Genomic DNA, 21284 nt, shown 5'->3' with positions numbered 1-21284 from the left:
GTGACGCCGGTCGCTCCCCCTGGGCGCCCACGCGGTGACGGCACGCCGGGTTACCTGCGGGTAACGGCGCGCCGAAGCCAGCCTTCCACACCTGTGATTCGTAGATCAAATCGCAAGTACGGCATTGATATTAAGGTTGAAAAGTAAATTTTTGCCCCTATCAAAGGGGCTCTTGGGGGTCGAGCGTGAGGTCAGGGGCAGCTCGGGTGCTCAGGGCGCGGCGAACAGCTTGGCGAAGGCGGGGGCCAGCCATGGGCGGCGGCCCTGGTGGAGGGGGGAACGGGCCCCGCCCGCCGGGCGGGCGGGCGGGGGCCGTCGTGCGGGCGTCAGTGGGCGATGATCTGGAGGTTGGCGCTCTGTCCGGCGGTGCCGCCCACGTAGAGGGTGTGGCCGTCGGGGCCGAGGGCCAGGCCGGTGAGGGCGTCCTCGTCGAGGTCGCCGGCGGTCTCCGCGGGTACGGGGGCGCCGGTGGCGGTGTCGAGGGCGAGCACCGAGGCGGTGCTCGTGCCGTAGTTGCTGTCGGCGAGGTACAGCCGGCTGCCGTCGGCGCTGACCTGCGGGTGCTCCAGCGTGTCGCCGCTGCCGGCGCTCTGGAAGGTGGTGGTCACGGTGTCGGTGGCCGGGTCGATGAGGGTGCTAGCGCCGGTGCCGAGTTCGGCCAGGCCGAACAGGCGCTTGCCGTCGGGGGTGAACGCCAGGTTGTAGTCCAGATTGGTGGCGGTGCCCTGGACGGTGCCGGCCACGGCGGGCGTGGTGGCGGCCGTGGTCACGTGCACCACGCCCTGGCTGGTGCCGACGTACACGTCGCCGGTGCCCGGTCGGGCCGCGGGGGCGCCGACGTAGGGGGCGGGGATCTGGACCCAGGTGGTGAACGCCTGCTGCGCGGTGGCGAAGGCCAGGATCCGGCTCTGACCGTTCTGCCGGTAGGCGGTCGCTCCGTTCTGGGAGACGTACAGGGTGGATCCGTCCGGGCTGAAGGCCAGTCCGGAGGTCGAGCCCGGGGTCCAGCCGGCCGGGCGGGGCTGGTCGGGCAGGGCGAGGGTGGCGCGCAGGGTCAGGGTGGCGGTGTCCACCACGCTGAGGCGCTGGCCGTCGAGCACGTACAGGCGTGAGCCGTCCGCGCTGAGCGCCGGGTCGGCGCTCCACTGGAGGGGGCCGAGAGCCAGGCGCCCGGTGACGGCGCCGGTCTGGGTGTCGACCACCTTCACCGTGGAGGTGTTGTCGGCCTCGGTGACCGCGACGTAGGCCTTGGCTCCGTCGGGGCTGACCACCGGTGCGGCGTTGCGGGCGCCCACGCTGATGGTGGCCTCGGTGCCGGACAGCGGCGCGTCGGCTGCGGCGGCCGTGCCGGTCAGCGCGAGCAGAGCCGCAGTGGCGGTGACCGCTGCGGCGGCCCGGCGGGTGGTCTTGCGGGACATCGGTTTCCCCTCGTGGAGCGTGCGTTGTGTGCTTTGCGGCGGCACAGCGTGGGCGCGGCCGTCAGTGCTGGGTGATCTGCAGGCCGGCGGTGGCGGCGTTGTTGGTCCCGGCCACGTAGCAGGTGTGGTCGTCGGGGCCCAGAGCCAGGCCGGTGATCTCGTCCTCGCCCACGGCGGAGAGTGCCGCGACCGAAAGTGCCGCGGCGGACCGGCGCGTCGCCCCCGAACGGATGATGGACATCAACTCCCCCTCCCACACCGCGCATCGCGGTGCCGGGGGCAGGCTAGCCCATGCGGGCGAAAATATGTTCGACGTACGGGGGCGACGTTCTCCTGCCGGGCTCGGCGACGATGCCCGGATGTCTCGTGCCACCGAACCTTGACCGTGTGCCACTGAACTTTGACCACTGCACGGTTTGTGTCACGGAAGGTTGACCGCCCAGGTCGGTCGCCGCGCGTCGTGCCGGCGACCCGCACGGACGGTAGTTGGAACCACGGGATACGACCTTCCGACGCAGGACGGCCGCCAGGCGCTCGGCGGAACGAGGCAGGGATTTCCCGAGACTTCGCGGTACACCCGCCCGCCTGCCGCAACCAAGATCGGCACGGGCTCGTCCCACTGATGGCTCGAAGGCACCGAACGCCAGGGGGAATCGATGGCCGTGGTCGAACCGCACAGTCCGTACGCGGTCACAGCGCAGGGGCGCGCACCGGTCCGTCCGACCTCGAACCGGCGCTGGCAGGTCGTCACCCTCGGTGCGGCCTGCGCCCTCCCGTCGTTGATCTCGGTGGCCATCGGCAGCGCCCTCCAGCACTTCGAGCCCGGCGGACACGTCCTCGGGATTCTGCACCTGGTGGTGACGCTCGCAGTCGTCATACCCGCGTACTTCGTCAGTGTCCACGCCCTGCAGCCGTCCGCGCCCCGGTGGTGCTGGCTGCTGGCACCCGCGCCGATGACGCTCGACCTCGCCGCTACCCACGCTCTGGCCCTCCTGCTGCCCTTCCGCCCGGGCCTGCTGAGCGTGCTGGTGTTCGCCCTGCCGTCCTTCGCCCTGGCCGGCGCCGTCGTGCTGCGCTCACGCACCGCCCTGCTGGCGGCCGTCGGCACGCTGCTGGGCGTGTTCGTGCTCGCGTTCCCGCTGCGGGCGATGCAGCGGGAGATGGGGATCCAGGACCTGCTGCGCGGGGCCGGTATCCCGTCCCGGTCCCTGCTACGGCCGGTCCTCTCGGCCGGTGTACAGGTCACCGGGATCAGTTGGGATGGGCATCGGGCGGTCTTCGTGCTCAGTGACCAGGCGGACGTCTACGCCGGCAGCGGCGGACTCGGCAACGGCCTCGACAAGGCCGCGGTCGAGACGGTCTCCCCGGGCTACAGCGACCCCTGCGGCCGCCCTCTGCTGTCCGCGGACGGTGAGAATCTCACCACCAGCCCTTTCAGCCCCTGCCTGCCGGAGCCGGGCGGCCTGTGGTCCGACGGAGCGAACCGATACGTCCTGCAGCGCGACGGCCTCACGATCACGCTGGCCGCCGCCGGCGGCGAGCTGAGCACCCTCAGCGGGGGCGGCGAGGTGCGCCAGGCCATCCTCGCAACCCATCCCGCCACCGAACCCGAACTGCGCTCCCTGGAGGGCTGGTTCCCCTCCAGCTGGCTGGGCTGCTTGCTGCTCTGACCACCTGGAGACGGGACGGTGACATCTATGGCAAGGGATACCGGGGCGGTGCGGTTCCGGGGAACGGCACCGGCCCCGTCCTGGTCCGCTCCCCCGAGACGGACCAGGACGGGGCCGGTGATGCCCGTCAGTACGAGGCGCTGGTGGCGCAGCGGCCGGTGTCCATGTTGCACACGACGACGTATGAGGTGATTCCGGCGTCCAGGAGGGTGTCGGTCCAGGCGGTGCCGTTGTTGGTCCAGTTGCTCGAGCTTCCGCCGTTCGACTGCTGCAGGGCCACGCTGCAGGAATTGCCGCTGGTGGAGGTCACGTAGCCCTGCACGTGGTCGTGCCCGCTGTAGTACGAGACCACCATGCCCCCCGCACAACCGGGGACGTTGGCCCCGTAGGTGGTGCTGGCCGACGCCATCCCGGCGCTGAGGCCGAGGCCGATGGTGCTGGCGACGGCTACGGCGCCGAGGCGGACGGCGGTGCGCTTCCTGATCATCGGTGTCTCCTGGTGTTCGGTGGCTGATTGCTTGGCCCGCGGTGCCCTCGGGCCCCGCGGGGAGGCCCGTTTCCCGGGCGGGTGCGGATTCGACCAGGTTCGAAGAGGTCTCTTCCCCCCGTTCGTCCGCACAACAGCGTGCCCGTGCACCGGCACGCCGGAGAACGACGTTCGCCGGACGTTCCCCTGACACTTCGCCCCGTCGCCGGCCCTCCACGGATGCCCGAAGACACGGCTGCCGTGAAGTCGTCATGTCGCCATATCCCTTGGGTTACAGTCGAGTTGAGGATGCCTGATGCTCGTTGGCACGAGCGCGGGCGACCTCTGCTCGCTCGACGGATGATCCCCGCGACCTCTCTTGAGGCGCCCGGACGAGGAGAGTTGATGCACCGGAGTTTCTCCGCCGCCCTGGCGGCCGCAGCCCTGTCCACCGCCGTGTTGTCCCTCGCCGTCGCCCCGGCGTCGGCCGCCGTCGCCAGGCCGGGGAACGCCTCCGGCCCGTTCCGTGTCCACTCCTACTCCGGCACGGTCGGCGCGACGCCCGGCGAGTGGGCCGGTTCGAGCGCTCAGATCTGCTTCGACGTGCGGGGAAGCCACCTGGGCGACGGCTACTACGTGCTGTTCGTGTCGGATTCGGGCATCCAGTGGAAGGCCCACTACTACGGCCCGAAGAACAAGACGTGCAGCCCGTGGAAGTACTTCGGCGGCAACTTCCGAGCGCGGATCCTCCCGCACGGGAACGCCGACGTCTACGCCGACATCTGGCTGTACTACAACTGAGCCGGCGCACCGGGCGCCGGCTCGTACCGAAGGCCGGGTGCGTCGCGCGGGTGGCGGTTGTCGTCACCCGCGCGACGCGTGTGTGCGGTCGTCAGGCCGAGACGTGGTACCAGTAGCCGCCGGTGCGCAGGCCGACGTAGTGGACGTTGGTGCCCGTCTCCTTCGCCTCGTACATCATGTCCGCGCCGGTGGCCGGGTCGGTGCCGGCGTAGAGCACGACGTGGGTGGTGTTGTGCGCGTCCGTCCCGAAGTACTCGACGTCGCCGGGCCGGCGCTGGGACTCCGTGATCGGGGTGAGGTGCCTGTCCAGGGTCTGCTGGTTGGTGTCGCCGCCGCCCGCGAGGTCGATGCCGGCGCCGAACCAGAAGGCCGCCCGGACCAGGCCCGAACAGTCCAGGCCGGCGGTGGTGTTGGCCGGGCAGGGCTGGATCGAGCCGGTGTAGCCGTCGCAGGTGCCGAGCGAGGGGCCGGGGCCTTCGCCGCGCAGGGAGTGGCCGCCGCCCCACACGTACGGGACGCCGAGGTAGGTCTTCGCCGCGTTCAGGACCTTGGTGGGGTCGACGGCTCCGCTGGGCAGCGGGGTGGGGGTACTGGCGTAGAGGGCGTTCTTGGTGTCCGTGCCGACGATGCCGTTGATGGTCAGGGCGTGGGCGGCCTGGAAGTTGCGCACGGCGGTGTCGGTGGCCGGGCCGAACTTCCCGTCCACGGTGAGGCGGCCCGCGTTGAAGGTGTTGAGCATCGTCTGCAGGGTGCTGACGCACGGGCCGCCGGCGCCGGTCTGCAGGTCGCCGCACTGGGTGCGCAGGTCCACGGTGCCGGAGGCGGCGGCCGCCGCCGCGTCGAGCGCCGACTTGGTGGCCGGGCCGACGATGCCGTCGGCGGTCAGGGCGTGGGCGGACTGGAAGGTGCGCACGGCCGTGTCGGTGGCCGGCCCGAACTGCCCGTCCACGGTGAGGCGGGCGCCGGTCAGGTTGAGTTCCAGCTGGAGCTGGGTGACGCAGCCGTCGGCCTCACCCTGCTGCAGGTCGGCCGGGCAGGCCGGGGAGGTGAGGGGTATCGGGCTCGGCGCGGCCGTGGCGGGTGCGGCCGCGGCGGTGTACGCGCCGACGCCCGTCAGCACGGCCGCCAGGGCCAGGCCCAGCGACATCCGGCGCCGGGTGGGCAGGAGGGTACTCACAGAAGGCTCTCCAGGTGCGTGATGGTCCGTGATGCTTCGTCAGACAGGAGCCGCCGGCAGGACTCGGTCCACTGCCGCCGGCCCCGCCAGTCTGCCCGCGGACCGCCCCGGCACAAGGCCCGATCGTGCCCGTCCCAAACGTCCCACACCGCTGACCGGGGATTTGGTACCACGGTGGTCCGCCGATTGGAGACACGACACCCCCACGGACCCACGCCCCTCCCCCTCCACGCCTACGGCCCCGGCCCGGCGCGGCATCGTGCGCCCCCCCGGCGGGCACTTCAGAGGATGACGAGGAGCCTGGTGCCGGGGACGAGCTTGCGGTTGACGGAGGTCGACTGGACGAAGACGGTGTAAGCCGGGTTCTCGCCGGGCTTGACGGTGGCTTCCGCGGCGGGCAGGCCGAGGAGTTGGCGGGCGGCCGGGCCGGAGAAGACGCGGCCGGTCATCCGGCCGGTGGCCGGGTCCTTCTCGGCGACGGCGAGTTGCTTGTTGCCCTGGATCTTCTCGCGCTTGGAGAGTTCGTAGAAGGCGCAGCCGGTCTTGTACTGGTGGCCGGCGCTGGTGACGAAGTCGCGGATGGGGGTGTGCTGGTCGACGGGGATCAGGATGTACTTGCCGGTGTCGAGGGCGTCGAGCTTGGCCTTGACCTCGGCGGTGTTGAGGTCCTGGCCCATGGCGAAGAGGTTCTTGGTGCCGCGTACGCCCTGTTCGCGGCCGCGCAGGAAGCTGGTGGCGGCGGACTTGACGGTGCCGATGGCCTCTTCGACGCCCTTGCTGGAGTCGGCGTCCCAGATGGCGATGTTGCCGGCGGGGAAGCCGTATTCCTGGGCGGTGCGCTTGGCCAGGGAGTTGGGGACCAGGATCGCCGAGGTCCAGTGGTCGGGCAGGTCGTCCATGGCGCCCTGGATGCGGTCCCGCCAGGTCTGCAGGACGGTGGCGCCCTGGCCGCCGTTCATGCGGGTGTGCATCTGGCCGGTCTGGGAGAAGCCGGAGGCGTTCTCCTCGCCGTCGGTGACGACGACCTGGAGGAAGGAGTGCTCGCCGTAGCCCTCCCAGATGTTCTTCAGGTCGTCGACGGACTTCACGGCGGCTTCGATGAGCGCGGTGGCGCCGTTGTCGACGCGGTAGAGGCCGCGCAGGGAGGGCAGGTGCTTGACGTCCATGTCCCAGACGAGGTTCTGCACTTCGTGGTCGAAGGCGTAGAGGCTGATCCGGGTCTCGTGGCCGAGGCGGTCGGACTCCTCCTGCAGGCCCTTGACGAACTCGTCGACGACGCGGATGAGTTGGGCCTGGTGCTGGCGCATCGAGCCGGACTTGTCGACCACGAGTGAGACGTGGTTGACCTTGTGCTTGATCCTGTTCGCGGACATGGGTGTGCCCCCCTGTTTTTTCGTGGTGGTTTTTCGGCGGGCTTTCCGGGCGCCTTTTCGGCGCCCTCTCCGTCGTGGTTCCCACACTATGCGGGGGGACTGACAGTGCGTTCGGGCCGGTCGGCGCGACCGCGCCCCGGAGAGTCGGACTCTCCGGGGCGCGGTGCCGTTCCCCGGCGCTACGCGGAGTGCCCGCGCTGGCGGTGGTAGTGCCGGGCGGCGCGGGCGCGGTTGCCGCAGCCGGGGCCGCACCACTCGCGGCGCGGGTGGTCCTTGACGAAGAACTGGACGCAGCCCGGCCCGTGGCAGGCCCGCAGGTCGGCGGCGAGCGGGCCGGTGAGCAGGGCGGCGGTGTCGTGGGCGAGGGCGCCGAGCGCGGCCGGGACGGGGGCGCGGTCGGTGTGCCGGGTGACGGCGTAGCCGGCGCCGTCGGCGGTCAGGACGGGCCAGCGCGGGGCGGCGGCGGACGCCTCGTTGATCTGCTCGACCTCGGCGGCGGGGGCCGGCTCGCCGTCGACGAGGGCGCGCAGGACGGCGCGGATCGCGTCGCGCAGCGTCCGGAACGCCGCGAGGTCGGCGTCGCCGAGCGCGGCGGCTGCGGCGCCGGGGGCATCGGGGGCGAGCCAGGCGGTGAGGTCCTCCGGGGCGGCGAGGGTGTCGCGGACCTTGCCCCGGGTGGCGACCAGGGTGTTCGCGAATGCGACGGCGAGCGGCGGGGCGGACCCGGCCGGGGCCTTCGAAGCGGTGACGGAAACCATGACCTAATGGTAACTGCCCCTTGCAACCATCAAGTCTGACTGTCATGATTCTCACGGCTGAACAAGCACCAACCGTTAGAACCGACTCGGGGGAGCACCACCGAATGACCACCACAGTGATCGGGCCCGGCCCGCGGACGCAGGCGCAGACCGACCCGGCCGACGAGCAGCCCCCGGCCCCGGCCCCGCTCCGGCACAACCGGGACTTCCTGAAGTTCTGGTCCGGCGAGACGCTCTCCCTGCTCGGCACCCAGGTCACCACCCTCGCCCTGCCGCTCACCGCCGTGATCGCCTTCGACGCCACCCCGGAGCAGGTCGGGCTGCTGCGCTTCCTCCAGCTGGTCCCCTACCTCGGCCTGGCCCTGCTGTTCGGCGTCCTGGTCGACCGGATGCGGCGCCGGCGCGTCATGCTGCTGGCCAACGGCGCCCGGATGGTGCTCATCGGCCTCATCCCGCTGCTGGCCGCCACCCACCACCTCGACCTGCCGGTGCTGCTCACGCTCGCCTGCGCGATCGGCGTCTTCTCGGTCCTGTTCGACGTCAGCTGGATGTCCTTCGTCCCCACCCTGGTCAAGGACCCGAAGCACTACGTCGAGGCCAACCAGAAGCTCGGCGTCACCTCCTCCACCGCCGACGTCGCCGGCCCCGGCCTGGCCGGGCTGCTGGTCGGCGCCCTGAGCGCGCCGACCGCCCTGCTGGCGGACGCCTTCTCCTACCTGGTCTCGCTCGTGACGCTGCTGACGATCCGCACCCCCGAACCGCGCCCCGCACCGCCCGCGCAGGGCCGCCACCTCGGCCGGGAGCTGGCCGAGGGACTGCGCTGGGTCTTCGGCGACCGCGTCCTGCGCCCGCTCGCCCTCGTGGCGCCGTTCTGCAACTTCTCGATGGTCTCGGTGTGGACGATGTTCGTCCTCTACGCGGTGCGCGACCAGCACCTGACGCCCACCGAGATCGGCATCGTCTTCTCCGCGTCCTCGGTCGGCGGCCTGGCCGGCGCGGCGCTGTCCGGGCGGGTCGTCAAGCGGTTCCGCCTCGGCACGGTCTACGCCGTGTCGATGGCGGCGATCTTCGCGAGCCCGCTGCTGATCCCGCTCGCGGACGGCTCCAAGCCGGTGCTGATGGCCGTCTTCGTCGCCTCGTTCTTCATCGGCTACCTGGGCCTGGGCGTGGCCGGCGTGGTGATGGTCAGCCTGCGCCAGACGCTGACGCCGCAGCCGCTCATGGGCCGGATGAACGCGGCGTTCCGGACGCTGCTGTTCGGCGGCGGCTCGCTGGGCGGCCTGCTCGGCGGCGTCATCGGCGGGGCACTGGGGCTGCGCGAGGGACTCGCCGCGATCGCCGTCGGCTCGGCCCTGATGCTCGTCCCGCTGGCCCTGTCCCCCGTCAGCCGGCTGCGCGAACTGCCGCCGCCCACCGCCTGATCCCCCAGGCCCCCGGACCGCCGGGGTCGACCGGCCCCCTCGGGGGAGAGGCCGGCCGACCCCGGTTACGCGCGTGTGCGGTGGCCGGCGCACCGGCGGGTAGGCGCACGCCGAACGGACGAGCCCGGCCCGGAGGTGGCAGATGAACACCGTCGAACGCGCCCTGCGCGCCCTGGACCGCACCCAGCAGCACCACCGGGCCCCCGCAATGGTCGTCGGGGTGATCAAGAAGTACGGGGACGACCGCTGCGGCCTGCTCGCGGCGCTGATCACCTACTACGGCTTCGTCGCCCTCATCCCGCTGCTGCTCCTGCTCAGCACCGTCCTCGGCTTCGTCCTCCACGGCCACCCGCACGCCCAGCAGGCCGTCGTCAACTCCGCCCTCGCCGACTTCCCCATCATCGGCGACCAACTGCGGCAGAACGTCCACTCCGTCCAGGGCAGCGGACTGGCCCTGGCCGTCGCCGTGCTCGGCCTGCTCTACGGCACGCTCGGCATCGCCCAGGTCCTCCAGCACGCCATGGCCGAGATCTGGAACGTGCCGGGAGCGGTCCGCCCCGGCTACTGGCCTCGCCTGGCCCGCAGCCTGCTGCTGTTCACCGTCCTGGCCGTCGGACTGCTGCTGGCCACCTCCGCCGCCACCCTCGTCGCCGTCGCCCTCACCGGGCCGGCCGCCCGCATCGGCGGGCTCGTCCTGTCCGCCCTGGTCAACACCGCCCTGTGCCTGGCCTGCTTCCGCGTCCTCACGCCCAAGGGCATCCCCACCCGCGCCCTGCTGCCCGGCTGCCTGCTCGCCGGCCCGCTGTTCACCGTCCTGCAGGCCTTCGGCGCCCTCCTGGTCGCCCACCAGCTGCGGCACGCCACGGCCGTCTACGGGTTCTTCGCCACCGTGATCGGCCTGCTCTCCTGGCTCTACCTGAACGCCCAGATCACCGTGTACGCCGCCGAGACCAACGTGGTCCTGCACCGGCGGCTGTGGCCGCGCAGCATCCTGCAGCCCCCGCTGACCGGGCCGGACCAGGAGGTCCTGTCGTCCATCGCGCGCCAGGAGGAACGGCGGCCGGAGCAGCGCGTCAGCGTCGAATTCGAGGACGGGAAGGAGCCCGGGGCCGGACAGGAGAGCGGGGCCGGGAAGGAGCCCGGGGGCGGGGAGGAGGAAGCACCGCCGTCCGGGTAGGGCCGACCCGGGACGGCGACGGCCCGCCGGGTGCAGGGACTCTGCACCCGGCGGGCCGTCGGCCGTGGGCCCCGGGTCAGCGCAAGGTCACCGTGAACACCGGCGAGGCGGTGTTCCCGCTGACGATGCGCAGCTCGTTCAGGCCCTTGATGCCGAGCTTCACGCCGAGGGAGTAGGAGCCGTTGCGGGTCGTGTGCACGGAGGCCGGCAGGGTGACCCACTTGCCGTGCTGCTTCTGCTGGAGGGTCACCGTGGTTCCGGCCTTGAGGCCGGTGGTGGTGCCGGTGACCCGGAACAGCTGCCAGGCCTGGACGGAGGTGACCGACGGCTTGGCGGTGATGCCGGCGGACACGGAGGCGGCGGCGGGCGTGGCGGAGGCGGCCGGGGCGGCCGCCATGGCGGTGCCCGCCGCCCCGAGGAGCAGCGTGCTGAGGGTGGCGACGGCGGCCAGGCGCAGGGAGTTCCGCTTGGTGACGATCACGGGTGCACCCCTTTCAGGGGGAGGTGGTCGTGAGCCCGAAGGCACCGTCGGTGCGGTTCGGGCACTGTCCTTCTTGGAGACGTCCCACTCGGTGCCACCGGTTGTGTGCGGAACGTCACTGTCATGTAACAGTCGGAGATGGTCCTGCCCGGGCGGGGCGGGTCAGTCCTCGTCGGCGCGGGAGAGGGCGTCGGTGATCAGGCGGGTGGCGAAGTCGTGGTCGTCGCCGCAGATGCGGTTGACGTACTCCGCGAGGAGGGTGGCGGTGGCTTCCAGGGGGTTCATCTCGGCGTCGGTCCAGGGGCCGTACTGGGCACGCCACAGGTTGGGGCTCAGGCCGCTGCCGGCGGCGATGAGCAGGCCGGCCATGGTGGGGATGACCTCGGGGCGGAAGGTCTTGGGCATCATCCGCATCGTGGCGACGAGGGTGGGCACCACGTACTCGATGACGTCCTTGCCGTGGTCCTCGCAGGCCTGGCTCAGCCAATTCATGTACATGTAGATGAGCGTGCAGGCGCCTTCCAGCAGGGCGCCGAACTCGTCGGGGCCCATGGAGGCGGCGAGTTGGTCGACCATCCGGCGGTGTTCGGGGTCGGTCCCGGTGCGGCCGTCGTAGAGGGCCTTGAGCCGGGAGTCGATCACCATGAGCGCTGCGCTCACGTCGCCGGCGGGAGCGTACTGGGGGTCGCAGGGCGAGGACACGGGACTCCTCCTCCAAGGGGCGTGGCGGGTTTCGCTGTGCCCGTTGGCCGGGCCGCTCCATGACAGCGGAGGCGGGCCCGGCCCGGAGGGGAAACCGGGTCCGCGTCACCCGGACGGGATCCCGGTGGTGGCAGGGGTGTTGACGGGGCGTCGGCGCCTGCGGAGGCATCCGGTCAGGGTTTGAGGGCGACGCCGGCGTAGAAGGAGACCTGGGCGTCGGTGACGGTGGCCGGCAGCAGGCCGGTGGTGTCGTCGGCGCCGTCGGGGTGCCAGCGGTGGGCCGGGACGATGCCCGGGTCGAGGAGGTCCAGGCCTTCGAAGAAGGTGGCGAACTCGGCCTCGGGGCGCAGCCGCAGGGAGGTGCCGGCCTGGTTGTAGATCTCCTCGACCTTGGAGGCGCCGGGCGGGTCGAGTTCGGCGGTGGCGTGGGAGAGGACCAGGGCGGAGCCGGGGGGCAGGGGGTCCAGGAGGTGCTTGACGATGGCGTGGGCGTCGTCGAGGTCCGGGACGAAGTGGAGCAGGGCGATCATCGACAGGACCACGGGCCGGGTCAGGTCGAGGGTCTCGGCGACCTGGGGGGTGGTCAGGATCGAGGCGGGGTCTCGGACGTCGCCGTGGACGTAGGCGGTGCGGCCCTGGGGGGTGCTGGTCATCAGGGCGCGGGAGTGGGCCAGGACGACGGGGTCGTTGTCGGCGTAGACGACGCGGGCGCGCGGTTCGACGGCCTGGGCGACCTCGTGCAGGTTGGGCGAGGTGGGGATGCCGGTGCCGATGTCCAGCCACTGGCTCAGGCCGCGCCGGGCCAGGGCGCGGGTGGCGCGGTGCATGAAGGTGCGGTTGGCGCGGACGGCGGTGCGCATGGTGGGGAAGGCGGTCAGGACGCGCTCGGCGGCTTCGCGGTCGACGGCGAAGTTGTCCTTGCCGCCGAGGAAGTAGTCGTACATCCGGGCGCTGTGCGGGATGTCCTGGCGTATCTGCGGCCCCGTCGGCTCCGCCGGGTCGGGCTCGGTCGCGCTCATCCAGGTTCCCCCCATGCTCGTTCCTGTCCCTTCGTGATCACACCGGGCCGGGGCAGTCTAGCCAACTGACCGGTGCTGCGCGGGAAGTGGGTCCAGGTCCCGCGGGGTCCGCGGCTCGGCCGACAAGGGCCGGCGCGCCCGCGGGCGGTGAGGAGGACTTCGTGTGCGCCCTGCCGGCCGGTCAGCCGGCTGGGGGGTCCTGCCGGGGCCGGGGCGGGATCGGCTACGGTCAGCCGTCCGTGGTCCGGCCCGGGCCGTTCCGGCCGGTCGCGGGCGGGTCCGGCCTGGTCCGGCCTGGCAGGGAGCGAGAGGAAGGGGCACGGAGTGGCCGCGGGGAGTGTGTTCCGGGGTGAGGGTGTGTCCGCCAAGGAGCGGTTCGACTGCTGGCGGGAGCTGATCGGGCGCACCCGGGCCAGCGAGATGACCAGTGCCCACGCCGACGACTTCCGGGCGGAGATGCGGCGCCTGGAGCTGGGGCCGGTGACCCTGCTGAGGTCCTCGTTCCCGCCCACCCGGTTCCGGCGCACCGCCGCGATGGTGCGGCGCTCGGACCCGGGGGTGTACCACCTGACGATGCCGCTGGGCGGCGGGCTGTCGCTGACACGCGGCGCCCGGGAGGGGACCCGCACGTTCGGGCCGGGCGACCTGTACCTGGTCGACAGCTCGCACCCGTACGACGTGCGGGCCGTCGGTGTGCGCGCCGACGGCCGCCGGGAGCACCGGACCGAGGCCGTGGGCATCGACTTCCCCGTCTCGCTGCTGCCGCTGCCGCCGTACCGGCTGCGCGACCTGCTGGGCCGGGGGTTCTCGGCGCGGGAGGGGACGTCTGCGCTGCTGTCGGAGTTCCTGGTCGGCCTGGACCGGCAGGCCGCCGTCCTGGGGCCGGCCGAGACGGCGCGGCTGGGGACGGTCGCGGTGGACCTGGTGGCGGCCTGGCTGGCCCGGGAGCTGGACGCGGAGGCCGCGCTGCCGGACGACGCCCGGCGGCGGGCGCTGGCGCAGAGCGTGCGGGCCTTCGTCCGGCGCCACCTGCACGACCCCGAGCTTTCGCCGTCCGCGATCGCGGCCGCGCACCACGTCTCCATCAGCCATCTGCACCGGGTGTTCACCCAGCAGTCGCAGGGCGAGACGCTCGCCGCCTGGATCCGCGGCCAGCGGCTGGAGCATGCGCGCCGCGACCTCGCCGACCCGGCGCTGCGGGCCCTGCCGGTCCACGCCGTCGCCGCGCGCTGGGGCATCCCGCGGGCCTCCGACTTCAGCCGCTCCTTCCGCGCCGCGTACGGGCTCTCGCCCCGCGAGCACCGGCAGCGGGAGCTGGCCGGGGGCGCGGGTGCAGGCGGCGCGGGGGCCGCGGGCGGCGCGTAGACGCAAAGCCAAGGAAGTGGCGACGCAGTGCCAACACGGCGGGGCCGTGGCCTGGCATTCTCCACGAGGAACACCGCGGTACGCCCGGGCCGCTCGGCCCGGCGCGGCAGAACCGCCGGTGGCCCGGCACGCCACGGGGGAGCGTGCCGGGCCGCCCGGCCCTGACCGCTAGTTGCGGTAGCGGAAGCGGATCCGGCCGCGGGTGAGGTCGTAGGGGCTGAGCTCCACGAGCACCCGGTCGTGCGGGAGGATCTTGATGTGGTTCTTCCGCACCTTCCCGCTGATGTGCGCGAGCACGATGTGCCCGTTCGGGAGTTCGACCTTGAAGTTGGCGTTGCGCAGGCACTCGACGACGGTGCCTTCGACTTCGATGCCGTTCGTTGTCTTGGTCATGGTCCTTCACCTCTCTTCGATTCGATGACGATGCGGCTCGGGGACGCGTCAGCGCAGGACGAGTTCCAGGACGCCGCCCGTGCGTCGGGCGCCGATGCCCTGGAGGAGCGCGGTGGCGGCCGTGTTGGACTCCGCCACCTCGGCCCAGGCCTCGGTGGTGCCTTCACGGTGCAGTGATTCCAGTGCGTGGGCCAGCAGGGCCCGGGCGATGCCGTGGCGGTGCAGCTCGGCGCGTACGGCGATCAGGCCGATGCGCGGGCGACGGGGCGGTGACACCCGGATCAGCCCCACGTACCGGTCGTGCTGTCGCGCCACCGCGTACCGCGCGGGGTCGACCACGAGGGTCCCCGCCGGGCGGGGCAGGACCTGGGCCGGTATCGACTGCCATCCGGCGCCGGCCTCGATCTCGTCGTGGACGACGCGCTCCAGGGCGCGCAGCGGGCCCTCCTCGGCCAGGCCGGCGGGCACGATCGTCACGCCCTCCGGGGGCCGCGCCGGGCCGAGCCCGGTGACCTGCGGGTCGGTGGGCACCAGGTAGCCCCACTCGCGGCCCGCGGTCGTGAAGCCGGCCCGCCGCCAGGCGGACGCCGTGGCGTGGTCGCTCTCGTCGACCACGGTGTGCAGCGGGCCCGGCAGGTCGGCCCGCATCGCGGCGGCGATCCGCTCGAAGGCCGTGTCGTGCCACGCGTCGATGCTGACGAACAGCCGCCCGTCGGGCCGGCGCGAGGCGTCGCCGCGGCCGACCACCCGGCCGTCCTCCACGGCGTGCCACTCGGTGTCCGAGACCCGCGTGAGCGTGAGGGCATGGGGGTCGGTGTTGCGCCCGTCCGGGGCGGGGTGCGCAGAGTTCATGGTGTTGCCTTTCGGAAGTGCCTTGTCTGAGGCGCTCCCGGGCGACACCAACGTCAATCGCCCACCGTGACGACAAGGGGGAGCACCCACACGGATACAGCCTTCATGGGTGTCACCTCCTCGCTCTTCTCTCACGGCTGCGACGACCGTAGCAGCCAACGGCACACCGGCCCAACCCATTTACGGATCGGCGAGGACGGGCTGGAACGGGGACCCCAGGGCGTCGGGCGGTCGGCTGGGTGGATCATGAAGGGGTCGTTCCCGTGTGGAAGAGGTGGCTTCGTGGTTCCCGTCGTGCCCGATCCGGATGTGCTGCACCCGTTTCCCGAGCAGCCGCGGGTGGTGCTGCTGAAGCCGTTGGTGACCTCGCCGTTGATCGAGGTGGGTGAGTACTCGTACTACGACGACCCGGATGACCCGACGGCGTTCGAGACGCGCAACGTGCTGTACCACTACGGGCCGGAGCGGCTGGTGATCGGGAAGTTCTGCGCGTTCGCCGAGGGGGTGCGGTTCGTGATGAACGGGGCCAACCACCGGATGGACGGGCCGTCGACGTTCCCGTTCCCGATCATGGGCGGCGCGTGGGCGGAGCACTTCGACCTGCTGACCGGGCTGCCGGGGCGCGGGGACACGGTGGTGGGGCACGACGTGTGGCTCGGGTACCGCACGACGGTGATGCCGGGGGTGCGGATCGGCAGCGGTGCGATCGTCGCCGCCGGGTCGGTCGTCACCTCCGACATCCCCGACTACGCGATCGCCGGCGGCAACCCGGCCAAGGTGATCCGGCTGCGCTACGAGGAGGCGGAGGTGGCGCGGCTGCTGGCCGTCGCGTGGTGGGACTGGCCGGTGGAGCACCTGACGCGTCATCTGCGGACCGTGATGTCCGGCAGCGTCGAGGAGTTGGAGGCCGCCGCGCCCAGGCCGTGAGTCGGGGGCGCGGCGGGCCGGCCGGGGGTCAGTGGCGCAGGTCAGTGGCGCAGGACGGCGGCGATGCGCTGGGTGTCGCTGAGGGTGTCGTCGGGGACGAAGGTGATCAGGGCGCCGGTGTCGAGGGCGCGTTCGATGACCTCGTCGACGATGTCCTCGCGGGCGCCGCTCTCGTCGGCCTGGGCGGGGACGAGGTGGTCGCCGTCGTCGCGGACGGTGGCGCGGTAGTTCTCCTCGACCACCAGGCGGGCGATGCGGGCCTCGCCGGCGGCCCGCCAGACCTCGTCGAGGCCGGCGGCGAACTCCTGGCGGCCGCGGGCCTTGTCGAGCTGGGCGAGGGTGTCGCCGATCTCGCGCTCGGCGTGGGCGCGGGCGGCGGGTTCGACCACCCGCTGGACGGTCGCGACGTCGGCCTGGGCGAGGCCGCCGTGCGGGATCTGGGCGGCGGCCTCCCTGGCGATCGGGCCGGCGGCGTCCAGCAGGGCGAGGGCGGGCGCGTCGCCGACGACGTACAGCGGGCGGGGGTCGGCGGCCAGGACCTTGCCGATCGCGGTGTCGGCCTGGCGCAGGAAGGTCTTGGTCTCCTCGTCGCGGAAGGTGCTGGGGGTGTCGCCGATGCGCTCGCGGCGTTCCGGGTCGGGGTTGTCGAAGGTGCGCGTCAGCGGGAAGCCGTGGTCGACCTCCTCGGTGACCCTCTCCTGGGTGCCGCCCCACAGCACGGCCCGGTCGGCGGCGACGGCGAGCACCCAGTAGGGGCGCTCGGCGGCCTGGGCGGCGACCAGGTTGCGGGTGAGGAAGGTGTCGGACAGGACCACCCGGGCGGGGGCGGTACGGGCGAATGACCACACCTGGTGCTCGCCGGGCGCGGCGAGGATCGCCAGGCCGTCCTCGGCGTGGACGAGGTCGACCTCGGCGAGCGCCCGGTCGAGTTGTTCGAGGACGTCGATGCGGTCGGCCCGGGAGACCTTGGGGTCGGCCTGGACCCGTTCCTTGGCCTCGGCCAGCAGGTTGCGCAGCCGGACCGGGTCCTGGGTGCTGTCCGGTTCGCGGCGGTGGGTGGACATCAGGACGGACACCGCCGGGTAGGGCCGGGTCCGGCGCAGTTCGGCGAGGACGGCGGGGCTGAGGGCGGGGTGCATGGGGACCCTTTCCGAAGGCGGTCGGCCTTCTTTGCGTGGACGCACGGTGCCTGGCACAGCTGCCAAATGTCCTCAATGTAACGATTTGCGCACCGGGTCGCCGGGTCAGCTCTTGCCCCGGAGCCGCCCAAGGCTGTACCTACTGGTATGTACAGATAATTCCAGGGAGAGGAGTCGGCATGCCGTTCGTCCGCATCGACGCGTTGGGGGCCGGTCCGCAACGGCTCGACGCCCTCGGGCGCGCCGTGCACGAGGCGCTGATGGAGACGATCGGGATCCCGCCGGACGACCACTTCCAGGTGCTGGTCGGGCACGACGGCACCAACGGCACGCTGCGCTACGGCGGTTACCTCGGGGTGCGGCGGGACGAGGGCCTCGTGTACGTGGCAATCACGCTGCGGGCCGGGCGTACGGACGCGCAGAAGCGGGCCCTGTACGCAAGGATCGCCGAACTCGCCCACGAGTACGCGGGCACCGAGCCGCGCAACGTGTTCGTCGTCCTGACGGAGAACGCGTCGGTCGACTGGTCGTTGGGCCACGGGCTCGCCCAGTACGCCCCCGGGCCCGGGGCTCTCATGTGAGGGGGGCGGCGGTCTGCTCCGCGGTGTGGGTGACGGGTGGCCAGGGGGCGTGGGCCGCGACCTGGGTGCGCAGTCCGCGCAGGGCCCGGGCGGAGCCGATGCCGACCGCGCCGGTGACCCGGCCCTCGCGCAGGCAGGCGGCGGCGAAGCGGTGGTCGGCCAGGCTGCCGTCGACGAGTTCGAAGCGGTCGGCGCCACCGGGGCTGCCGAACGCCTGCACCCGCAGGCCGTACTGGTCGGTCCACAGGTACGGGACCGGCGCGTAGGCCTGCCGCGCGCCGTCCGGGCCGGCCAGCAGGTTCCGGGCGGCGTGCAGGGCCTGTTCGCCGGCGTTGGTGCGCTGTTCGAGGCGCCGGCGCCGGCCGGTGCGCGGGTCGGGCCAGGAGGCGGCGTCGCCGGCCGCCCAGACGCCGGGGCCGGCGGCGCAGTTCGCGTCGCAGGCCACGCCGTCGGCCAGCGGCACCCCGCTGCCGGCCAGCCACTCGGTGGCGGGCTCGGATCCGATCGCCATCAGCACGGCGTCGGCGGCCAGTTCGGATCCGTCGGCCAGCCGCACGCCGGCGGCCCGGCCACGCCTTTGCAGCACTGCGCGGGCCGCGCCCCGGTGGATCCGCACTCCGTGCGCGCGGTGCAGGCCGGTCAGCAGCGCGGCCGTCTCGGCGCCCAGGACAGCGGCCAGTGGTGCGGCGGCGGACACCAGCCAGGTCACCTCGGCCCCGAGCCCGACGGCGGTGGCCGCCGCCTCGGCGCCGAGCAGCCCGCCGCCGACCACCAACAGCCGTACGCCCGGGCGCAGTTCCTCGCGCAGGGCGAGGGCGTCGGCGAGGGTGCGCAGCACGTGGGCGCCGGGCAGTGGCGTCTTCGCTGCGCGCAGCGGCGTCATGGCGCCGGGCAGTCGGCGCGGGCGCACGCCGGTGGCGAGGATGACGGCCTGGCAGCGGACCCGGTGGCCGTCGGCGAGGTGCACCGTCCGGGCCTGGCGGTCCAGGCGTTCGGCGGGTGTGCCCAGGCGCAGGTCGAGCCGTAGCTCCTCCAGTGCGCCGGGGCTGCGCAGGGCCAGTTTCTCGGGCTGCCACTGCCCGTCGAGGAGTTGCTTGGACAGGGGCGGGCGGTCGTACGGGGGTTCGTCCTCGGCGCCGATGAGGGTGAGGCGGCCGTCGTAGCCGGCCCGGCGCAGTGCCTCGGCGGCGTGCAGTCCGGCGGCGCCTGCGCCGACGACGGCCACCTCCTGCAGTGCGGTCACGCCTGGTCCGGTGTCTGGTCCGGTGCCTGTTCCAGCTGGATCGCGGCGGCCGGGCAGACGGCGGCGGCGTCCTGGACGGCCTGGTGGAGTTCGGCGGGCGGGCGGGCGTCGAGCAGGACGACGATGCCGTCCTCGTCGCGCTGGTCGAAGACTTCGGGGGCGGCGAGGACGCAGTGCCCGGCGCCGCAGCACTTCTCCTGGTCGATCCGGACGAGCATGGGGGTTCCCTTCGGGGCACGGCTGGTGTCGGGGTGGGGCTCCGGGGTGGGGGCGGGCGTGCTGGCGCCCGGGGGGTCACCAGGTGATCGGCAGCTCGTGGACGCCGTAGATGAGCATGTCGCCGCGGAAGCGGACCTCCTCGAACGGTACGGCCAGGCGCAGTTCGGGCAGTCGCCGCAGGACGGTGTTGAGGGCGATCTGCAGTTCCAGCCGGGCGAGGGGCTGGCCCAGGCACTGGTGGACGCCGAAGCCGAAGGCCAGGTGGCGGCGGGCGTCGCGGGTCAGGTCGAGGTCGTCGCCGTCCGGGAACTCGTCCTCGTCCCGGTTGGCGGTGCTGATCATGCAGACGACGCCCTCGCCGGCCCGGATGCGCACCCCGCCCAGTTCGACGTCCTCGGTGGCGACCCGGGACAGGCCGGAGTGCACGATCGTCAGGTACCGCAGCAGTTCCTCGACCGCGCCGGTGACGGACTCGGGGTGGCGGCGCAGGCGGTCGAGCTGCTCGGGGTGGCGCAGCAGGGCGAGGACCGACAACGCGGTCATGTTGGCGGTGGTCTCGTGTCCGGCGACCAGCAGCAGCCGGCCCATCGCGCCGATCTCCTCGTTGCTGAGGTCGCCGCGTTCCACCAGACGGCTGAGGATGCCGTCGTCGGGCCGGGTGCGCTTGGCCTCGGTGAGCCGGATCAGGTAGTCGACCAGGCGGTCCTGGGCGGCGGCGACGTCCTCGACGGAGGATTCGCGGCGCAGCAGGACGCGGCTGCACTCCTGGAAGAACTCGTGGTCCTGGTAGGGGACGCCGAGCAGCAGGCAGATGACCAGGGAGGGCAGCGGCAGGGCGAACTCGCGAACCAGGTCGGCCTCGGTGCGTGCGTCGGCGGTCATCCGGTCGAGCAGGTCGTCGGCGATGCGCTGGATCTCGGGGCGCAGCGCCTCGACCTTCTTGATCATGAATTCGCCGGTGAGCATCCGGCGCAGCCGGGCGTGCTCGGGGTCGTCCATCCGGATGAAGGTGGGCTGGCCGGTGTTCAGTTGCCGGATGCCGGCGGTGAGGAAGGGGAAGCCGGGGCGGGTGCCGTCGGCGCTGAAGCGGGGGTCGGACAGGACCGCCTTGATGTCCTCGTGGCGGGTGACCAGCCAGCTGGCGCTGCCGTCCCACAGGGAGATGCGGCTGACCGGTTCCTCCTGCTGGGCCTGGCGGTAGGCGGGCGGCGGGGCGAACGGGCAGGTGCCGCGGGCGGCGGGGTGGGTGAAGCGGGGGGTCTGTGCGGCGGTGGCCATCAGGGGCTCCCTTCTGGTGGGTGGGGTGGAGCGAGCCCTGGAGCATTTACGTGCCAAAAGCAACTAACTCGCCGTCACGCTAACTCGCGGTCCGTGGCGGTGGAAGAGCCCATCCGGTGGGCGCCGAATCTGTCCGAAATCTGGTCAGTGGTCGGCTCCGCAGCGGTGGCGGGCACCGGCTCGCTAAAGTTCCCCCATGCCGGACGCCGCAGACGCCCTCTTCCCCGTACCGGACGCCGCAGACGATCGGACCGCCACTGCGGACCTGGAGGCCGTACTGGCCTCGCTGGCCTACCTGCTGACCCGCTCCCAGGAGCACGAACGCCGCACCGCCCGGGCCGGCATCACGGCCGCCCGCTCGGACGTCTACCTGCTGCGGGCGCTCGCCGAGGCCGAGGGGGCCAGCCGGGTCGGCGACCTGGCCGCCAGCCTGATGGTCAAGCCCTCCCACGTCACTCGGCAGATCGACCGCCTGGAAGGCCAGCGGCTGGTCGAACGCACCCCGGACGCGCTGGACCGCCGGGCCCGCCGGGTCGCGCTCACGGCCGACGGGCGGGCGATGCTGGAGCGGCTGAAACAGGCCAACATCATCGGCCTGACCAGCGCGCTGGACGGCGTGGCGGAGCCGGACGTCGCCGCGACGGTGGGCGTGCTGCGGCACCTGATCGAGCGGTACGTGCACCGGGTGCGCAGCACGATGCTGTCGGAGGAGGACGGCGCTGCCCCGGCGGGCGGGGCGGCGGGGGCGGCGGCCGAGGTCTGTACCGCCGTGCGCGACGTCGTGGAGACCTGAACGTCCCCACCGCCGAGGGCGGTGGGGACGT

Annotated in this window: 23 protein-coding genes; 8 read left to right on the top strand and 15 right to left on the bottom strand. The window is 72.7% G+C overall.

The genetic code is table 11. The annotated features are described in order from the left end of the window. Nucleotides 1-326: 326 nt before the first annotated feature. A complete protein-coding gene (locus ACIG5E_RS29565) occupies nt 327-1418 on the bottom strand; it encodes a YncE family protein (RefSeq protein ID WP_396538470.1) in 1092 nt (363 codons plus the stop codon). A gap of 61 nt (nt 1419-1479) precedes the next feature. Next, nucleotides 1480-1659, bottom strand: coding sequence for a hypothetical protein (locus ACIG5E_RS29560; RefSeq protein WP_396538468.1), 180 nt, complete (start codon nt 1657-1659; stop codon nt 1480-1482). 415 nt (nt 1660-2074) lie between these two features. On the opposite strand from ACIG5E_RS29560, the gene ACIG5E_RS29555 reads away from it, so the two are divergent. Then, complete coding sequence (locus tag ACIG5E_RS29555; protein ID WP_396538466.1) at nt 2075-3088, top strand: hypothetical protein; 1014 nt, start codon at nt 2075-2077, stop codon at nt 3086-3088. Between the two features lie 127 nt (nt 3089-3215). On the opposite strand, the gene ACIG5E_RS29550 is transcribed toward ACIG5E_RS29555, so the two are convergent. Further along, the gene (locus ACIG5E_RS29550) at nt 3216-3575 is read right to left on the bottom strand and encodes a hypothetical protein (protein ID WP_396538464.1); all 360 of its coding nucleotides are present in this window, start codon (nt 3573-3575) and stop codon (nt 3216-3218) included. 384 nt (nt 3576-3959) lie between these two features. Here ACIG5E_RS29550 and ACIG5E_RS29545 point away from each other — a divergent pair, with 384 nt between their 5' ends. Then, entirely contained in the window at nt 3960-4355 is a 396-nt protein-coding gene (locus ACIG5E_RS29545) for a hypothetical protein (protein ID WP_396538462.1), read from the top strand. Between the two features lie 91 nt (nt 4356-4446). Here ACIG5E_RS29545 and ACIG5E_RS29540 read toward each other — a convergent pair whose 3' ends face one another. From ACIG5E_RS29540 to ACIG5E_RS29530, 3 genes are all read right to left on the bottom strand, one after another. Further along, complete coding sequence (locus tag ACIG5E_RS29540; protein WP_396538460.1) at nt 4447-5532, bottom strand: peptidoglycan-binding protein; 1086 nt, start codon at nt 5530-5532, stop codon at nt 4447-4449. Between the two features lie 281 nt (nt 5533-5813). Continuing rightward, nucleotides 5814-6905: a VWA domain-containing protein gene (locus ACIG5E_RS29535; RefSeq protein ID WP_396538458.1), complete on the bottom strand. Its 1092-nt coding sequence runs from the start codon at nt 6903-6905 to the stop codon at nt 5814-5816. Between the two features lie 179 nt (nt 6906-7084). After that, a complete protein-coding gene (locus ACIG5E_RS29530; RefSeq protein WP_396538456.1) occupies nt 7085-7663 on the bottom strand; it encodes a CGNR zinc finger domain-containing protein in 579 nt (192 codons plus the stop codon). A gap of 104 nt (nt 7664-7767) precedes the next feature. Here ACIG5E_RS29530 and ACIG5E_RS29525 point away from each other — a divergent pair, with 104 nt between their 5' ends. Together ACIG5E_RS29525 and ACIG5E_RS29520 are read left to right on the top strand one after the other, a co-directional pair. Then, nucleotides 7768-9084, top strand: coding sequence for an MFS transporter (locus ACIG5E_RS29525; RefSeq protein WP_396538454.1), 1317 nt, complete (start codon nt 7768-7770; stop codon nt 9082-9084). A 142-nt stretch (nt 9085-9226) separates the two neighbouring features. Continuing rightward, nucleotides 9227-10261 carry a YihY/virulence factor BrkB family protein gene (locus tag ACIG5E_RS29520; RefSeq protein ID WP_396538452.1) on the top strand — a complete coding sequence of 345 codons (1035 nt, stop codon included), beginning with the start codon at nt 9227-9229 and terminating at the stop codon, nt 10259-10261. 76 nt (nt 10262-10337) lie between these two features. On the opposite strand, the gene ACIG5E_RS29515 is transcribed toward ACIG5E_RS29520, so the two are convergent. The 3 genes from ACIG5E_RS29515 to ACIG5E_RS29505 form a co-directional block, all read right to left on the bottom strand. Further along, on the bottom strand, nt 10338-10742 hold the full coding sequence (locus tag ACIG5E_RS29515; protein ID WP_396538450.1) for a hypothetical protein: 405 nt from the start codon (nt 10740-10742) through the stop codon (nt 10338-10340). A 162-nt stretch (nt 10743-10904) separates the two neighbouring features. Next, nucleotides 10905-11444 (bottom strand): hypothetical protein, encoded by a 540-nt coding sequence (locus tag ACIG5E_RS29510; RefSeq protein WP_396538448.1) that lies wholly within the window; start codon nt 11442-11444, stop codon nt 10905-10907. 173 nt (nt 11445-11617) lie between these two features. Further along, on the bottom strand, nt 11618-12463 hold the full coding sequence (locus tag ACIG5E_RS29505; RefSeq protein ID WP_396538446.1) for an SAM-dependent methyltransferase: 846 nt from the start codon (nt 12461-12463) through the stop codon (nt 11618-11620). A 324-nt stretch (nt 12464-12787) separates the two neighbouring features. Between ACIG5E_RS29505 and ACIG5E_RS29500 the strand changes: the two genes are divergently transcribed. After that, nucleotides 12788-13828 carry an AraC family transcriptional regulator gene (locus tag ACIG5E_RS29500; RefSeq protein WP_396538444.1) on the top strand — a complete coding sequence of 347 codons (1041 nt, stop codon included), beginning with the start codon at nt 12788-12790 and terminating at the stop codon, nt 13826-13828. Nucleotides 13829-13996: 168 nt separating this feature from the next. On the opposite strand, the gene infA is transcribed toward ACIG5E_RS29500, so the two are convergent. Both infA and ACIG5E_RS29490 read right to left on the bottom strand, forming a co-directional pair. Continuing rightward, nucleotides 13997-14221: a translation initiation factor IF-1 gene (gene infA / locus ACIG5E_RS29495; protein ID WP_396538442.1), complete on the bottom strand. Its 225-nt coding sequence runs from the start codon at nt 14219-14221 to the stop codon at nt 13997-13999. A 48-nt stretch (nt 14222-14269) separates the two neighbouring features. Beyond that, complete coding sequence (locus ACIG5E_RS29490; protein WP_396538440.1) at nt 14270-15073, bottom strand: GNAT family N-acetyltransferase; 804 nt, start codon at nt 15071-15073, stop codon at nt 14270-14272. A 282-nt stretch (nt 15074-15355) separates the two neighbouring features. Here ACIG5E_RS29490 and ACIG5E_RS29485 point away from each other — a divergent pair, with 282 nt between their 5' ends. Beyond that, nucleotides 15356-16000 (top strand): CatB-related O-acetyltransferase, encoded by a 645-nt coding sequence (locus ACIG5E_RS29485; RefSeq protein ID WP_396538438.1) that lies wholly within the window; start codon nt 15356-15358, stop codon nt 15998-16000. Nucleotides 16001-16041: 41 nt separating this feature from the next. On the opposite strand, the gene ACIG5E_RS29480 is transcribed toward ACIG5E_RS29485, so the two are convergent. After that, nucleotides 16042-17139, bottom strand: coding sequence for a chemotaxis protein (locus tag ACIG5E_RS29480; RefSeq protein ID WP_396538436.1), 1098 nt, complete (start codon nt 17137-17139; stop codon nt 16042-16044). 179 nt (nt 17140-17318) lie between these two features. On the opposite strand from ACIG5E_RS29480, the gene ACIG5E_RS29475 reads away from it, so the two are divergent. After that, nucleotides 17319-17720, top strand: coding sequence for a tautomerase family protein (locus ACIG5E_RS29475; protein ID WP_396538434.1), 402 nt, complete (start codon nt 17319-17321; stop codon nt 17718-17720). Here the strand turns inward: ACIG5E_RS29475 and ACIG5E_RS29470 are convergent. The 3 genes from ACIG5E_RS29470 to ACIG5E_RS29460 form a co-directional block, all read right to left on the bottom strand. Beyond that, complete coding sequence (locus ACIG5E_RS29470) at nt 17713-18963, bottom strand: NAD(P)/FAD-dependent oxidoreductase (RefSeq protein ID WP_396538432.1); 1251 nt, start codon at nt 18961-18963, stop codon at nt 17713-17715. The two genes, ACIG5E_RS29475 and ACIG5E_RS29470, sit on opposite strands and share 8 nt — an antisense overlap. Further along, nucleotides 18960-19181, bottom strand: a complete 222-nt coding sequence (locus ACIG5E_RS29465) for a ferredoxin (RefSeq protein WP_396538430.1) — start codon at nt 19179-19181, stop codon at nt 18960-18962. The genes ACIG5E_RS29470 and ACIG5E_RS29465 overlap by 4 nt, the downstream gene beginning before the upstream one ends. A 76-nt stretch (nt 19182-19257) precedes the next feature. Further along, complete coding sequence (locus tag ACIG5E_RS29460) at nt 19258-20460, bottom strand: cytochrome P450 (protein WP_396538428.1); 1203 nt, start codon at nt 20458-20460, stop codon at nt 19258-19260. Nucleotides 20461-20656: 196 nt separating this feature from the next. Here ACIG5E_RS29460 and ACIG5E_RS29455 point away from each other — a divergent pair, with 196 nt between their 5' ends. Beyond that, nucleotides 20657-21253, top strand: a complete 597-nt coding sequence (locus ACIG5E_RS29455) for a MarR family winged helix-turn-helix transcriptional regulator (protein WP_396538426.1) — start codon at nt 20657-20659, stop codon at nt 21251-21253. Nucleotides 21254-21284 lie beyond the last annotated feature (31 nt).

This window comes from Kitasatospora sp. NPDC053057 (genome assembly GCF_044546945.1).
GTDB lineage: Bacteria > Actinomycetota > Actinomycetes > Streptomycetales > Streptomycetaceae > Kitasatospora.
Note: the sequence above shows the minus strand (reverse complement) of the source record. Positions and strands in the feature narration are given on the sequence as shown.

Coding starts and splice junctions, on each gene's coding strand:
- ACIG5E_RS29550 (WP_396538464.1), bottom strand. CDS start 3,575: ATGATCAGGAAGCGCACCGCCGTCCGCCTCGGCGCCGTAGCCGTCGCC.
- ACIG5E_RS29535 (WP_396538458.1), bottom strand. CDS start 6,905: ATGTCCGCGAACAGGATCAAGCACAAGGTCAACCACGTCTCACTCGTG.
- ACIG5E_RS29480 (WP_396538436.1), bottom strand. CDS start 17,139: ATGCACCCCGCCCTCAGCCCCGCCGTCCTCGCCGAACTGCGCCGGACC.
- infA (WP_396538442.1), bottom strand. CDS start 14,221: ATGACCAAGACAACGAACGGCATCGAAGTCGAAGGCACCGTCGTCGAG.
- ACIG5E_RS29460 (WP_396538428.1), bottom strand. CDS start 20,460: ATGGCCACCGCCGCACAGACCCCCCGCTTCACCCACCCCGCCGCCCGC.
- ACIG5E_RS29545 (WP_396538462.1), top strand. CDS start 3,960: ATGCACCGGAGTTTCTCCGCCGCCCTGGCGGCCGCAGCCCTGTCCACC.
- ACIG5E_RS29560 (WP_396538468.1), bottom strand. CDS start 1,659: ATGTCCATCATCCGTTCGGGGGCGACGCGCCGGTCCGCCGCGGCACTT.
- ACIG5E_RS29520 (WP_396538452.1), top strand. CDS start 9,227: ATGAACACCGTCGAACGCGCCCTGCGCGCCCTGGACCGCACCCAGCAG.
- ACIG5E_RS29555 (WP_396538466.1), top strand. CDS start 2,075: ATGGCCGTGGTCGAACCGCACAGTCCGTACGCGGTCACAGCGCAGGGG.
- ACIG5E_RS29475 (WP_396538434.1), top strand. CDS start 17,319: ATGCCGTTCGTCCGCATCGACGCGTTGGGGGCCGGTCCGCAACGGCTC.
- ACIG5E_RS29490 (WP_396538440.1), bottom strand. CDS start 15,073: ATGAACTCTGCGCACCCCGCCCCGGACGGGCGCAACACCGACCCCCAT.
- ACIG5E_RS29455 (WP_396538426.1), top strand. CDS start 20,657: ATGCCGGACGCCGCAGACGCCCTCTTCCCCGTACCGGACGCCGCAGAC.
- ACIG5E_RS29565 (WP_396538470.1), bottom strand. CDS start 1,418: ATGTCCCGCAAGACCACCCGCCGGGCCGCCGCAGCGGTCACCGCCACT.
- ACIG5E_RS29530 (WP_396538456.1), bottom strand. CDS start 7,663: ATGGTTTCCGTCACCGCTTCGAAGGCCCCGGCCGGGTCCGCCCCGCCG.
- ACIG5E_RS29505 (WP_396538446.1), bottom strand. CDS start 12,463: ATGAGCGCGACCGAGCCCGACCCGGCGGAGCCGACGGGGCCGCAGATA.
- ACIG5E_RS29525 (WP_396538454.1), top strand. CDS start 7,768: ATGACCACCACAGTGATCGGGCCCGGCCCGCGGACGCAGGCGCAGACC.
- ACIG5E_RS29465 (WP_396538430.1), bottom strand. CDS start 19,181: ATGCTCGTCCGGATCGACCAGGAGAAGTGCTGCGGCGCCGGGCACTGC.